This is a genomic window from Providencia sp. PROV267 (genome assembly GCF_028477825.1).
In the GTDB taxonomy this organism is placed as follows: Bacteria; Pseudomonadota; Gammaproteobacteria; order Enterobacterales; family Enterobacteriaceae; genus Providencia; species Providencia stuartii.
Genome location: NZ_JAMPLX010000014.1, coordinates 45,815 through 61,113, shown reverse-complemented (window position 1 = coordinate 61,113; position 15,299 = coordinate 45,815). Strand labels below are relative to the sequence as shown.

Here is a 15,299-nt window from a genome sequence, read left to right as displayed (position 1 = left end):
AATATCGTTGCGTAGCTTATGGCTACGCAACTTATCGAGATACTCACGTCACTTTTTGAGTATGACGAATTGCCGATAGCGTCATTATCAACGCAAATAGTACACAGAGTGCCGCAATAAAATAGATCCCTCGATATCCCAAATAAACCACCGCCATACCCGCTAACGGCCCAGTAATACCATAGGCGATATCTTGGAAAGCGGAATAACCACCTAATGCGGTTCCACGCATTTGAGGCGCCACAGTTTTAACCACTTCCGTTCCCACGGCAGGGTAAACTAATGAACACCCCGCCCCCGTCAAGGCTGCACCTAAGAGTGCAACCCCATACACTGGTGCCGCCCATAATATGAGCAACCCTACAAACTCTACGGCAAGAGAGACTACTGCGACGCGATAACCATTCATTTTATCTGGCAGCCCGCCCCACAGCACCCGCACTAATACAAAAGTACAGCCGAAAGCACTGAGGGCAAGTCCAGCATTTCCCCACTGTTCAGAAACAAAATACAGGGAAATAAAGGTACCAATTGCCGCAAAACCGATACCTTTTAGCGCCAATATGATACCCATTTTCCAAATTTTGCGGATCACTGACCAGAAAGGAAGCCATTTGCCATGTAAAGGCGCCACCGCAGGTACTGTGCCATTAATCAGCAAAGAGATGCAGGGCAACAACATAACCATCGCACTCACCGCGACAAAACCGTAATGTTGGTAGATAACAAGCCCGAGTGGCGCGCCAACCGCTAGCGACCCATAAATCGCCATACCATTCCATGACATGACTTTGCCCGCTTGTGTCGCCCCAACCAGCCGCATACCCCATGTCAAATTACCTGTTAACAGCTGGCTTTCCCCTAAACCAAGAACCAAACGTCCTACCATCAATAATAGAATTTGGTACAAAGGTGCGAGAGGTAATAATACCGCGAGCAAACAGAAGCCCCCTGATATTCCACAGGCACACATCCCTTGCAACGTGGTTCTTTTAGCGCCTTTTTGGTCAGCTAAGCGGCCTGCATAGCCTCGAGTCAACACCGTCGCCAGAAACTGAATACCAACGACCACCCCGACCCATACATCGCTAAAGCCTAATTCTTGATGGACAAATAGGGGTATTACCGTTAATGGCAATCCAACGGTCATATACGAAAAAAACATGGCAGCAGAGATTCGAAATAATGGCATTGATGAGTGTGATGCTGATACTGACATAATTGGAGGATGCCCATATTCACAGAATAGCTTTTATTTGCTGACATTAGGTGAGTGAATTAACAATGTCAATTAAGTTAATTTTGAAATTTCTATTTTGTAATCAAGTTGACACTTTATTAATGAACTATTTGATAAATATTATTTTTCTAATATAACCCGCCTTAACCAGATTTATTTTATGGCTATATTCTATTTCTCAATTGTAACGTCTAAATAGCGTAGAAGTTGCAGTTTGTTGATCATTTTACTTCATCCCTGTTAACCGCTCATTTTTATCATTTAATTAGCAAATCACTTATTTATTTTTCATCTATTTCGGTGATACTATTTGTATTCAATATGATTATTACTCTCATTTACATTTGTATTTTGTTTTAAGGGTTACCATGTCTATTCAACGCCACTACACACAACTCGCAGCGGCTGTTATCGCTGCCATTTCATCTCTTCCTGCCTTCGCCCAAGAAGATCCAGACAAAATGATTGTGACTGCATCGGGATATTCACAACAGTTACGCGATGCCCCCGCGAGTATTACGGTTATCTCTAAAGAGCAGCTACAAAATAAACCCGTTCGCGACTTAGCTGATGCCGTAAAAGATGTCGAAGGCGTGAGTATTGTTGGTAGTGCCAATAAACAAGATATTAATATTCGCGGCCTACCCGGCGAATACACCTTAATATTGGTCGATGGTCGCCGCCAAAATAGCCGTGAATCTCGCCCAAATGGTAGTGGTGGATTTGAAGCGGGCTTTATGCCTCCCGTTGAAGCGATTGAACGCATCGAAGTGATCCGCGGCCCCATGTCTTCCTTGTATGGTTCAGATGCAATGGGTGGGGTTATCAATATCATCACGAAAAAGGTGACCAATGAATGGCATGGCAATGTAGCATTGGGTGGTATTTTACAAGAAAACCGTGATAGTGGTGATTCTACTGATGGTAATTTCTACCTATCCGGTCCATTGATCAACGATAAATTAGGGTTACAACTGTATGGTGGTGGCGATTACCGCCAAGAAGATAAAATTACTGAGGGCCATAACAAACGCGATAATCGTAGCCTGACAGCAAAACTGACTTTTACCCCACTCGAAAATCAAACCTTTTTACTTGAAGCGGGTAGAACAACGCAAGAGCGCACCTCAACGCCGGGTAAATCGTTCGCTGAATATACGATGCGTGGCGAATCAAAACAGAAAAATACCAAAACTGAGATACACAATGATAGAAACCATTTCGCTCTTACCTATAAAGGGGATTGGGATCTGTTCAACACCGAATTGAGTGTGTACCAAGAGCAAACGAAACGAAATACCAAATCAGAAGTTAAAGACAGCGCTGGCGATTACCACTTTGTTTATGAGGCACGCGTACCCGAAATTACCAATACTGTCGTTGATGGTAAGGTTGTGGCGTTCTTACCCGATAATATTCTGACAGTAGGTGGTCAATTCCAACACGCTAGGTTAAAAGATACTTCTGCAACAGGGAAAAAGACCACTGAAGACACAACACTCCGCGCTGAACAATATGCTTTCTTCTTAGAAGATGAATTTACAGCAACAGATAATTTGATACTGACTGGTGGTTTGCGTTTAGATCACCACGAATTTTATGGTAACCACTGGAATCCTCGTGGTTATGCCATCTATTACTTAACCGATGAAATCACCATCAAAGGTGGTGTATCACAAGCCTTCCGCGCCCCAACTTTACGTGAAGTCAGCCCAAGCTATGGTACGTCAACCGAAAAGGGTGAAGGCATTATCTATGGTAACCGTGATCTGAAACCAGAAAAAAGCCTAAGTGAAGAAATCAGTATCGCCTATGACCACGAATCAGGCTTTAATGCGAGCCTGACGCTATTTAATACTGATTTTAAAAATAAACTCACCAGCTATTATACGGGTGAGCCAGACCCTATCACAGGCCTAAAACTCTACACCTTTGATAACGTGGGTAAAGCGAATATTAAGGGTGTTGAAGTCGCAACAGGTATCCCTCTTGCAGAAGATTGGAAACTGAGCATGAACTACACATATGTCGATTCTGAACGTCGAAGCGATGATGAAAAGTTGAGTAATAACATGTCATTGAAAGGTTACCCTCTAGATAAGACGCCGAAACACACCGCTAACGCTAAACTCGACTGGCAATATAGCGAAGACTTGAACCTCTATACCCGCGCCCATTATGAAGGCAAACAGGTTTGGGCCGCTCAGCGTAACGGTTATACCGCACCACGCTACCGTAGCGGCTACACCACCATGGATGTTGGGATGACGTATCAGCTACTGAAAAATACCAAACTCAATTTGGCAGTATTGAATATTGCGAATGAAAAAGGCCCCAAAATTGATACCAAAGGCGGCAACTGGGATGTTGAAGACGGACGCCGCTATTGGGCTAACGTCAATGTTAGCTTCTAAGTTATCTTAGCCATCGGCAGCGAATATTTGGCGTCATCGGCCAATATTCGCTGTTTGCCTATGCTGGCGCTAGGCCTCCCCATAGACACCGTCAACAACTAAAAAACATAATAACCAAATGATAAATAAACTTATTATCTCCAGTTTACTCTTTTCAATGGCTTTGACGACCGCCTATGCTCGCCCATCGCAAACCCCTCCGGCATTGGATAAGCAAGTCAGCCAATTTTATGATGTTCAGCATCATGATATGGAAAATCCCCATAGCTCAAAGGGAAGCCGTACCTATCGAATTTTTAGTGCTGTGCCTCATGGGATGCAGTCACCAAGACCTGTGCTGTATATGCTTGATGGCAATGGGATATTCCCGCTTGTCGTCAATCGCGCCATCCAAAAACTCCCCAAAGATAAACTGCCTATTATTATTGGGGTCGGTTATCCAATCCATGAAGCCTTTCCTAAGCAATTGCGTACCTACGATTATACGCCCCGCGTTGCTGGTGATGATTTCGCACAAGGTGGTGGATCAGAGGAACTATCTCAATTTCTGACAAGCCAAATTCGCCCTTGGGTGGAGCAGCAATTTGCTATTGATAAACAAAAACAGACCCTATTTGGGCATTCATTTGGTGGGCTATTTACGTTGATGGCTTATCAAAAGCATCCTACGGCATTTCAATCTTTTGTTTCTGCTAGCCCTTCTTTATGGTGGGGAAAAGGCACAATGATAGATAAGGCTCAGTTAACGCAACAACAAAATGCGTCACCTTTATTTATCACCTTAGGAGAGTTAGAAGAAAAGCCTGATTTATCGCGTCTCAGCGAGGAGCAGATTAAGCATTATCAATCACGCTCAAGTTGGATAACCTCACGCCAATTATGCACCATGCTCAGCGACCATGGACGTCATTGTGAATTTACACTTTACCCCAATCAAAGCCATGGCAGCGTGATCCCTGACGCTATCAATAAAGCTCTGGATGTCACCGTTCAATAAACACGTAAAATGTGACGGGCTAATTAATGGGTTTTAACAAATCACTATAGAGTTTCGTTAGAATCCCATTTGCGGTGAATTCCCTACGGATCCACTGTGTCACGAGGCCCGTCGCAGAATGCTGAGTTGCTAATAACATGTGCGAGTCTTGCCGTGGGTTTTGGATCTGTTTTATGACCAACAGGCCATTCTTAACATGCTCTTTCACCATATAATCCGGCAAAAAACCAATCCCCTCACCTAAAATCTGACATTGGCATTTGGTATTGAAGTCAGGAACTTGTATCGCTTCTTGCCCATGTAATAGCCAACCAACCCGCTTATTAATGGTATGTGCTGTATCTTCTACCATGATATTAGGATATAAGCGCAACTGGCTTTCGGCGATAGGCTCAGGCATCAACGCTAATGGATGCGTTGCTGAAATGGCAAATTGCCAATGAATTGCCCCAATTTCCGTATAATCAATGCCTCCGCCATCCATCAAAGTACCTGGTGCACCAATCGCAATATCAGAGAGATTATTGATGATGGCATCCCATACCCCGTTATACACCTCAGTGGTCACTGTTATTTGGCAAGTCGGAAATTGTTTTTTAAGGATTTGCAGCAATTTTGCAGTGTGATAAGGCGTATATAGCAACTGATTAATACAAATACGCACCCGAGCTTCAATCCCCTGCTCAATAGAGTAAATACTCTTTTTGATCAGATGAAAGTTATTTAATAAATCCGTGGCTTTGCGGTAAAAGTAGTAACCCGCTTCTGTTAATTCAATATTCCGTGTATCACGAATAAATAGCACCACGTCTAAATAAGTTTCGATACGTTTAATGGTGTAACTAACCGCAGACGTGGTGATCCCCAACTCTTCTGCCGCCTTACTAAAACTGGCATATTTTGCAGCCGTTGTATATGTCAGTAAATTTTCTTCGGTAAATATTGAATTCATACTGGTGACCCGAAATTGGATAGAAAGAAATTAAAAAATTTATAATCAAAATAATTCGAGCTACAGAAAGGCAGAACATAGCGGGGTCACTAGCAACATCGATCACTGCGAGACTCAGATCCGTGAATACCGCCAACAACCCTGTCGCTTAAAGTAAGAAGAATATATGTGAATTATATTTAATAACCTATAGATATTGGTTGTTTATCAACCATTTTATTACGTTTAAAAGAAATCTTTTATCATACTGAGCCATTTATCAGGGCTATCTTTTTTAGATGAATTAACTGCAAAGAAAGCCCATTAATTTATAATCAAAATAATTAATAACATTGAAATAAATACTAGAGCATCCCCTTAACAATCTCGCTGATCTCGATCAATTAATTCACATTTTTAACAGTTGCAAAACCTTTAGTTTGATGCTTATCACAAAACTGACTAAATCCTTTATTGCCTATCTGATTGACCAGTGAAATTGGATTGTTTCGGTCATTTATTACGCAAAAAAGCCTAGGAATTGATGAAAAATTATGCTTTCGCGCACAAAAAAACGAAATTGTTGATTTTAATTCAATAATCAAGGCTGCTATTGATGAATGAATTTTAAATGGATTCTATTTATTTCAACAGCTTGCTATGCTTAATCCATCATAAAAATACCCATTCTTCTCATACATAATGCGGATTGGGTATTACATTTAAAATTGTCTTTATCTATTTTGGTTGTCGTCAATGAAATGCAGATAACCAAATAAGGGGAAAACCATGACATTAGAGCAAGAGTTTTTATCCGCAGCAGAACAAGGCAACCTAGCGTTATTGAAGCACTGCCTCGACAAAGGAGTGGACATCAATACTACCAACCGCCAAGGCCGGACAGCTATCGTAAATGCGAGTTTAAATAAACATTACGAATGCGTCACTTTCCTCATTAATGCCGGTGCGGATATTAATAAGCAAGACCAAACTTGCTTCAACCCCTTTTTGTTAAGTTGCTTGAATAATGACTTAACCCTATTACGTATCGTCCTTCCCGCTAAGCCCAATCTTGATTTATTAACTCGCTTTGGTGGTGTAGGGATCACCCCCGCCAGCGAAAAAGGCCATGTTGAAATCGTCCGTGAATTACTCGAAAAAACAGATATCAATGTGAATCACACCAACTTTGTCGGTTGGACGCCACTGCTTGAAGCCATCGTATTAAATGATGGCGGCGAAAAGCAGCAACAGATCGTCAAGCTGTTACTCGACCACGGCGCCAACCCACATATGACGGATAAATACGGTAAAACACCCTTAGAACTAGCACGCGAAAAAGGCTATCACGAAATTGCTGAATTACTAATCGCAGCGGGCGCATAGTGCATCACAAGGAGGCTTGTGAACAAGACCAAGACTCAAAGGCAACAACTGTTTGGGCTTTCGGCTGATGCGACATTTTTAAATTTATTCGATCAGCCTACATTTTCAGGACAAATAGAGCAAGTTTTTCGTAAAGCAATTAATATCTCTATTAATAATACGCTTTTTACTTTACTCAGTGCTGAATTAGATAATGCCCCTAACAGTTGTCGATTATTGAATAACGACTTATCTAAATTAAATTTAAAAGAAGGGGAATATATTTATTTCTGTAATAAAACACTGTATTTGGGTAAATATTATTTTATATCGTTTTCCTTTTGCCATCCATGGCAGCCCAATAATGTGTGTTTTATCCCAGAAAACATCAATAAAAAAACCTATTTATCCTTTTTAAATACACAAATAAGCGTAATCGATGTTTTGCTAAACAGAGAAGGACACTCTTTATTTCATTATCATGGAGATAATTTATTTTATTTAACCACAGCAAAAAAATTAAATTCATTACGCATTGAACTGATTAATTTATTAAAGAAAAAAGACCATCAAAAATTGCCTGAAATGGTTAGGCAGTTTATTGGCCTAGGTATTGGTTTGACCCCATCTGGGGATGATTATTTGGTTGGATTAATGGCGTTTTTATTACTTAAACATCATCCAGCTCAATGTCTGCATCCGTTTTTTGAACAGGGTATTCGCCATGCTAAAGAGGCAACCACTAAAGTCAGTGCCATTACCTTAGAAAAAGCAGTAAACCGTCACTATCGAGAAAATTTGCTGCAACTACTACACATATTAGTGACTGCAAATACAAATGACGCCAAGCCTTATTCGCAGTTGCAAAAGATTTTAGATATCGGGTCAAGCTCAGGCAGCGACATGTTATTAGGCATTCGTGATGCACTGTACCTGACCCTCTACTTTGGAGAAAAGTATGTCGACTAAAGTTGTCATCAAAAAGAATACGTATTTTGATTCCGTATCACTGATGTCTATCTCCACTAAAGCCAATCAACTCGACAATGTTGAGCAGGCATTTGTGGCAATGGCAACAGAGATGAATAAAGGCGTGCTGAAAAATTTAGGGTTATTAACACCAGAATTAGAAGCGGCAAAAAATGGCGATTTAATGATTGTCATTAAAGGCGCCAGCGATGAAGCGAATGAGGCGACGCTTGTTGCCATTGAAGCGCTATTTAATAAGAAAAATCAAGGTGGGTCACAACACGAAGCCAAATATGCCACTCTCCATTCGGCACATAGCCATATTCCAGAAAGCAACTTAGCGGTCATTTCAGTTAATGGTCAGTTTGCTGCTCGTGAAGCCCGTATTGCTCTTGAAAATGACCTTAATGTCATGCTGTTCTCTGATAATGTCTCTATTGATGATGAGCTAGCCTTAAAACAGCTTGCTAGCCGTAAAGGATTATTGATGATGGGGCCAGACTGTGGAACCGCAATAATCAATGGCGCGGCTTTATGTTTTGGGAATAACGTTCGTCGCGGCAATATCGGTATTGTTGGCGCCTCCGGTACAGGCAGCCAAGAACTGAGTGTACGTATTCATGAGTTTGGCGCGGGCGTTTCACAACTGATCGGAACGGGAGGACGCGATCTGAGTGAAAAGATCGGCGGGATCATGATGATTGATGCCCTAAAAATGCTTGATGCTGATGAAGAGACTCACGTCATTGTGTTAATTTCTAAGCCACCAGCCGCCACCGTCGCTAAAAAAGTTTTAGCACAAGCCGAAAAATGCCATAAACCTGTGGTGGTCTGTTTCCTCGGTAATCAGCCAATCCCCGACGATAAGCCTGGCTTAAGCTTTGCTAAAAGCACCAAAGAGGCAGCATTGAAAGCTGTTTTACTCACCGGTATCAAAAAAGAACAACTGAATTTACACTCACTCAATTGGCCTCTCATTGAAGAAGTCAGGGCCAAACTATCACCAAAGCAAAAATACATTCGCGGTCTATTTTGTGGTGGCACCTTATGTGATGAAGCGATGTTTGCCGCTTTAGAAAAATATGATGATGTCTACAGTAATATCCAGCCAAACCCTGAATATCGCTTAAGCGATCTTAACCAGAGCATCGCACACACCTTCTTAGATTTTGGTGATGATGACTTCACCAATGGTAAACCCCATCCAATGATTGATCCGACCAACCGTATCGAACGACTACTGCAAGAGGCTCGTGACCCAGAAGTCGGCGTTATCGTTATGGATTTTGTGCTGGGATACGGCTCCCATGAAGATCCTGTTGGCGTGATGATCGATGCCATCAAAGCAGCAAAAGAGATTGCCAAACAAGAGGGTCGAGAGCTGGAAATCCTTGGTTATGTTCTCGGTACTGACCAAGACACTCCATCCATGGATGCCCAAGTGAAAATGCTCACCGATGCAGGTGTGATTTGGGCAAGTAGTAGCACCAACACCGGTTTGTTAGCCCGCGAATTTGTCTGGAAAGGGGAGAATGCGTAATGACTTCATTATTTAAACAGCCATTAAATGTGATTAACGTGGGCATCGAAATGTTCAGTGATGACCTTAAAAAGCAGCATGTTCCCGTCACGCACTTAGATTGGACGCCACCCGGGCAAGGCAATATTGCCGTGATCAACGCATTAGATAAAATTGAAAGTAATAGCGCATTACAAGAGAAAATTGCCGCTGCCAATGCGCAGGCCTTAGAACGCATTATTCAGTCACAACCTGTACTTGTTGGCTATGATCAAGCCATTAACGTCGTACCGGGGATGACTAAAAACACCATCTTACATGCTGGACCGCCTGTTGAATGGAAAGATATGTGTGGCGCAATGAAAGGTGCAGTGACTGGCGCACTGGTATTTGAAGGGTTAGCAAAAGATTTAGCAGATGCCGAACGCGTAGCCGCTTCTGGCGAGATTATTTTTTCCCCTTGTCATGAACACGACTGTGTTGGCTCTATGGCGGGTGTGACCTCTGCCTCAATGTTTATGCACATTGTCGAAAACAAAACCTATGGTAACCGCGCATTTACCAACCTCAGTGAGCAAATGGCAAAAATTTTACGCATGGGAGCCAACGACCAAAGTGTGATTGACCGCTTGAACTGGATGCGTGATGTTTTAGGCCCAATGCTACGTGATGCTATGAAGCTGGCCGGCGAAATCGACTTGCGTCTGATGTTGGCTCAAGCACTGCATATGGGGGATGAGTGCCATAACCGTAATAACGCAGGCACCACGCTGCTTATCCAAGCACTGACCCCTTATATCATCCAAACGGATTTCTCAGTTGCTCAACAAAAAGACGTTTTTGATTTTGTCGCAAGCAGCGATTACTTCTCTGGCCCTACATGGATGGCGATGTGTAAAGCGGCGATGGATGCGGCTCATGGTATCGAATACAGCACCGTCGTTACCACCATGGCGCGTAATGGTTATGAATTCGGATTACGTATCAGTGGGCTACCGGGTCAATGGTTTACAGGCCCTTCACAGCAAGTTATCGGCCCGATGTTTGCTGGCTATAAACCCGAAGATTCAGGCCTTGATATCGGTGATTCCGCCATTACCGAGACTTATGGCATTGGCGGATTCGCCATGGCAACCGCTCCTGCCATTGTCGCTTTGGTCGGAGGAACCGTTGAAGAGGCCATCGATTTCTCACGTCAAATGCGAGAGATCACATTAGGTGAAAACCCTAACGTCACGATCCCGCTGTTAGGTTTTATGGGGATCCCCACAGCCATTGATATTACCAAGGTTGCCGCCAGCGGTATCCTTCCGGTCATCAATACGGCCATCGCCCACAAAGACGCAGGTATCGGTATGATCGGGGCTGGTATTGTGCATCCCCCGTTCGACTGCTTTGAAAAAGCTATGTTGGCTTACGCCGAAAAATACGCCTAGTCGCCGATAATAAGCCCAACTTCGGTTGGGCAATTAATAATACGCTGTGATTCACCTGAGCAATAGGGTTTTTAATCATGACTGCCCCCGCAGTCTCTTCTTTGAAGGATACATTCCATGAGTGTAACGAAACTAAAGTGGAAACGTGGTGACTGGGCGGCCTACTTCGGGCTGATGACCAATAACTTAACCAATCTGCTCACTATGATGGGATTACTGATCTTTGTCGTCGGCATCCCTAAAGATCTTGTTTATGGACGTATTGCACCTGCATTTGGTTTTGCCGTATTGCTAGCGAGTATCAGCTATGCCTATTTTGGTCAGCAACTCGCCAAACAGACTGGGCGCGATGATGTCACCGCACTGCCTTCCGGCCCAAGCGCTCCCTCTATCTTTACCGTGACCTTTTTGGTCATCATGCCTGTTTACCAAACGACTCAAAATGCCGAGTTTGCGATTCAAATCGCACTGGTTTGGTGTTTTGTAGAATCGATGATCCTTGTCGGTGGCTCATTCCTCGGCGAAACTATCCGTAAAATGATCCCTCGCACCGTATTGCTCTCCTGTCTCTCTGGGTTAGGTTTGCTATTACTGGCAATGAACCCGATGTTACAGGCTTTTGAAGCGCCTACCGTTTCATTTATCGTATTACTGCTCATTTTTATCAACTGGTTTGGTAAAAAACCTATCTTTGCGCGTATTCCAACGGGGTTATTACTGCTTATTGCAGGAACTGTGCTGGCGTGGGTCTCTGGCTTACAAAGTCCTGAAGCCATTAAAGCCTCCGTTGCCTCATTTGGCTTTAACCCGCCCGGTATTCATATTGATAGCTTCTTACAGGGTCTACCACATGCCTTACCCTACTTGGCTTCAGCCGTACCATTAGGCTTAGCAAACTATATTTTCGACCTTGAAAATATTGAAAGCGCCCATGCCGCTGGCGATGAATACAATACCCGTAAAGTAATGTTAGCTAATGGATTATCCTCTACTGTAGGCTGTTTTATGGGTAACCCATTCCCTGTCACTGTCTATGTGGGTCATGCAGGTTGGAAAGCTATGGGAGCCAGTATCGGCTATACACTCGCCTCTGGTATTACCATGTTCATCGTACCGTTGTTCGGTCTAGGCGCTTTTATGTTAGCCATAATTCCGATGACGGCTATTGTGCCTATCCTAGTGTTTATTGGTGTTGTCACTGCTAACCAAGTGGTGCGAGAGACACCGAAAGTGGAAGTGCCTGTCATCTTTATCTGTCTGTTCCCTTGGATTGCCAACTGGGCACTGACCATGATGAACAGCATGATGGGGGCGGCGGGAACTTCTGCGGCACAAATCGGCACAGATGTCTTACTCAGTAAAGGTGTTTACTACCAAGGTTTAGTCCATCTCGGGAATGGTGCGCCATTAGCCAGTATGTTATGGGGCTGTATCGCTATCTTTGCCATTCTCAATCAGCCACTACGTGGGGCTATAACAGCCGCCGTAGGCGCGCTACTGGTATTCTTCGGTATTATCCACTCACCGATGGTAGGGATAGCACAAGGACCCGCCTTGATGTTTGTATACGCTTACCTCATGATGTCGGGCTTATTTGTGATGAAATACTTCTTAGATAAAGGGAAATCAATAGAAGCGCAACAACCTGAAACCGCTGAGAAAATCAGCAAATCAGTGTAATGCCATTAACCTCCGATCGTCGATGTGCTGAGCACATCGACTTATAGACTCTGTATCAGGATACAATAACAATGAAAGAACTCGTGGTTGTTGCCATCGGGGGCAACAGTATTATCAAAGATAACAACGGCCAATCGATTGAAGCTCAAGAAAAAGCGGTACAAGAGGTCGCTTCCCATGTCTGTGATATGCTTGAGGGTAATTACAATATTGTTCTGACTCACGGTAATGGCCCTCAAGTGGGATTAGATTTACGCCGTGCCGAAATCGCTCACACCGTTGAAGGGCTACCACTCACACCATTAGCAAACTGTGTCGCCGATACACAAGGTGGTATTGGCTATTTGATCCAGCAAGCCCTGACAAATGCCTTGGCAAAACGCCATCACCGCCAAGCGGTGACCATTGTGACTCAAGTTGAAGTCGATAAAAATGATCCTAATTTCCACTCACCGACCAAGCCTATCGGCGCATTTTTCAGCCTAGAACAAGCTAAGAAGTTAAAAAAAGCCAATCCCGACTGGCATTTTGTTGAAGATTCTGGCCGAGGTTACCGCCGTGTCGTCGCCTCACCGGCGCCTAAGAGTGTTATCGAATCAGCGGCTATTCGGACGCTCAGTGAAAATAACTATGTTGTTATTGCGGCTGGTGGCGGGGGGATCCCTGTTATTAAAAATACGAATGGCGGTTTCCAGAGTGTCGACGCCGTCATTGATAAAGATTTATCAACCACATTGCTAGCAAAAGAGTTAAAAGCCGATATTTTGATTATCACCACTGGCGTAGAGAAAGTGTGTATTCACTTTGGCAAACCTGAGCAACAAGCGCTTGGGGAGGCGACAACAACAGAGATGCTGCAATATATGCGTGAAGGGCATTTTCCAGCGGGAAGTATGTTACCCAAAATTGAAGCTAGCCTGTCATTTCTCGCCAATGGTGGCAAACGCGTGATCATTACAACGCCTGAGAGATTGCCACAAGCCTTACGCGGTGAAACTGGCACGCACATTGTTCAAGGTTAGCCCCACACGATTGCAGGTTACGCCGAGTAACTTGCAACCCTCTCATTAAGGAGTTTTTATGCCATCCAACAGAAGAGAGTTTCTTTCAACGAGTGCAAAACTGGCAGCCACCTGCACGCTATTTGGAGCGATATCCGGTATTGCTGCCGCAGATAATGGCCCCACCTCATTAAATAGCACGACCACCATTAAAGATGATCACTACTATCTTGATGATGTGTTACTGGAAACAGGCTTTCGTTACCGTGATGCGAGCGTGATTGGCACCAAAACGGCCCTACACACCCTTGAAATTAAAAATGGAAAAATTGCAGCACTTCTCGCGAATAAACAGCATATTGATAAGCAATTAGCAGCCTATAGTGCAGATGGTAAACTCATGCTACCCGCTTTTCGTGATATGCACATTCACTTGGATAAAACCTTTTATGGTGGACCTTGGCAAGCTCCCGAATCACGAGAAGGTAAAACTATCCTTGATATGATAGCGCTTGAGCAAAAGTTGTTGCCGGAATTACAGCCGTATACTCAAGAGCGCGCACATGCGCTTATCAAACTGATCCAATCCAAAGGATCAACGATAGCCCGCAGTCATTGTAATATTGAACCCGTTTCCGGTCTTAAGAACCTTGAAGCGCTCACTCAAGTTCTTGATCAGCACCAGCAAGACCTAACTTGTGAAATTGTTGCCTTTCCTCAACATGGGTTATTGTTATCCAAAGCAGAGCCATTAATGCGAGAGGCAATGCAGGCAGGGGCGCACTATGTGGGTGGACTTGATCCCACGAACGTTGATGGCGCAATGGAAAAATCGCTCGATACCATGTTCCAGATAGCGCTAGATTATAATAAAGGGGTCGATATTCATTTGCATGAAACAAGCCCAGCTGGTCGCGCAGCTATCGACTATATGATTGATACCGTCGATAAAAACCGCACTCTTCGTGGTAAAGTGACTATTAGCCATGCTTTTGCTCTTGCAACACTGACACCTGAGCAGGCACAAGAAACTGCACACCGACTCGCCGAACAACACATAACTATCGCCACCACAGTGCCTATTGGCACCTTACATATGCCACTAAAAACACTCAATGAAAACGGTGTCTTTGTGATGTCTGGAACCGATAGCGTGGTTGATCATTGGTCGCCATTTGGCCTCGGTGATATGTTAGAAAAAGCGAATTTATATGCCCAGCTCTATACCCGCCCCGATGAACTATCCCTATCACGTTCACTGGCAATTGCCACCGGTAATAAGTTGCCATTAGATGACAAAGGCAAACAAGTGTGGCCATTAGTTGGGGATGATGCCAGCTTTGTACTCGTCGATGCATCCTGCTCCGCAGAGGCGGTCGCCCGAATTTCGCCAAGGCAAGCCAGTTTCCACAAAGGGAGCTTAGCGTCAGGCGCGATTAAAAAACAAATAAGCTAATTTAAGATCCTATCATCTTTACTCTTAAAAAGAGAGTTTCGTATATGTGGCTCTCTTTTTACTCTTGTATTATGTTAACCCTATTTTAAATCTATTTTTTATTTATCTTTCGGCTATGCTAAATATGTGTAGTGTAACTGATACCAGATATTGAATACCCTTGTTTATCTAGCCACTAAATTATTTCATCCTATCTGCAATCCCTTTTGTACTCACAAAAATACTATTTTGGTAGTAATCCTATTATCAGGTTTTTTTTAATTATTATAATTGATACCTCTAATTTCCAAT

Annotated in this window: 11 protein-coding genes; 9 read left to right on the top strand and 2 right to left on the bottom strand. The window is 43.5% G+C overall.

Going from position 1 to position 15,299, the window contains the following annotated elements; translation table 11 throughout:
• Positions 1-43 precede the first annotated feature (43 nt).
• Positions 44-1,219 carry an MFS transporter gene (locus PR709_RS10685; protein WP_036942320.1) on the bottom strand — a complete coding sequence of 392 codons (1,176 nt, stop codon included), beginning with the start codon at positions 1,217-1,219 and terminating at the stop codon, positions 44-46.
• 389 nt (positions 1,220-1,608) lie between these two features.
• Between PR709_RS10685 and PR709_RS10680 the strand changes: the two genes are divergently transcribed.
• A complete protein-coding gene (locus tag PR709_RS10680) occupies positions 1,609-3,654 on the top strand; it encodes a TonB-dependent receptor domain-containing protein (RefSeq protein ID WP_004926288.1) in 2,046 nt (681 codons plus the stop codon).
• Between the two features lie 118 nt (positions 3,655-3,772).
• Positions 3,773-4,651 (top strand): alpha/beta hydrolase, encoded by an 879-nt coding sequence (locus tag PR709_RS10675; protein WP_004926374.1) that lies wholly within the window; start codon positions 3,773-3,775, stop codon positions 4,649-4,651.
• 19 nt (positions 4,652-4,670) lie between these two features.
• Here PR709_RS10675 and PR709_RS10670 read toward each other — a convergent pair whose 3' ends face one another.
• Complete coding sequence (locus PR709_RS10670; protein WP_004926286.1) at positions 4,671-5,603, bottom strand: LysR substrate-binding domain-containing protein; 933 nt, start codon at positions 5,601-5,603, stop codon at positions 4,671-4,673.
• 768 nt (positions 5,604-6,371) lie between these two features.
• On the opposite strand from PR709_RS10670, the gene PR709_RS10665 reads away from it, so the two are divergent.
• The 7 genes from PR709_RS10665 to PR709_RS10635 all read left to right on the top strand — a co-directional run bounded on the left by PR709_RS10665 (position 6,372) and on the right by PR709_RS10635 (position 15,008).
• Positions 6,372-6,968 carry an ankyrin repeat domain-containing protein gene (locus PR709_RS10665; protein WP_004926285.1) on the top strand — a complete coding sequence of 199 codons (597 nt, stop codon included), beginning with the start codon at positions 6,372-6,374 and terminating at the stop codon, positions 6,966-6,968.
• 18 nt (positions 6,969-6,986) lie between these two features.
• Positions 6,987-7,916: a DUF2877 domain-containing protein gene (locus PR709_RS10660; protein WP_004926283.1), complete on the top strand. Its 930-nt coding sequence runs from the start codon at positions 6,987-6,989 to the stop codon at positions 7,914-7,916.
• Positions 7,906-9,456 carry an acyl-CoA synthetase FdrA gene (gene fdrA / locus PR709_RS10655; protein WP_004926280.1) on the top strand — a complete coding sequence of 517 codons (1,551 nt, stop codon included), beginning with the start codon at positions 7,906-7,908 and terminating at the stop codon, positions 9,454-9,456. The genes PR709_RS10660 and fdrA overlap by 11 nt, the downstream gene beginning before the upstream one ends.
• Positions 9,456-10,871, top strand: coding sequence for a DUF1116 domain-containing protein (locus tag PR709_RS10650; protein WP_004926279.1), 1,416 nt, complete (start codon positions 9,456-9,458; stop codon positions 10,869-10,871). Before fdrA ends, PR709_RS10650 begins: the two co-directional genes overlap by 1 nt.
• A 117-nt stretch (positions 10,872-10,988) precedes the next feature.
• Positions 10,989-12,551, top strand: coding sequence for a hypothetical protein (locus PR709_RS10645; RefSeq protein WP_004926277.1), 1,563 nt, complete (start codon positions 10,989-10,991; stop codon positions 12,549-12,551).
• A gap of 71 nt (positions 12,552-12,622) precedes the next feature.
• Positions 12,623-13,573 carry a carbamate kinase family protein gene (locus tag PR709_RS10640; protein ID WP_004926276.1) on the top strand — a complete coding sequence of 317 codons (951 nt, stop codon included), beginning with the start codon at positions 12,623-12,625 and terminating at the stop codon, positions 13,571-13,573.
• A gap of 58 nt (positions 13,574-13,631) precedes the next feature.
• Positions 13,632-15,008, top strand: a complete 1,377-nt coding sequence (locus tag PR709_RS10635) for an amidohydrolase family protein (RefSeq protein WP_004926274.1) — start codon at positions 13,632-13,634, stop codon at positions 15,006-15,008.
• Positions 15,009-15,299 lie beyond the last annotated feature (291 nt).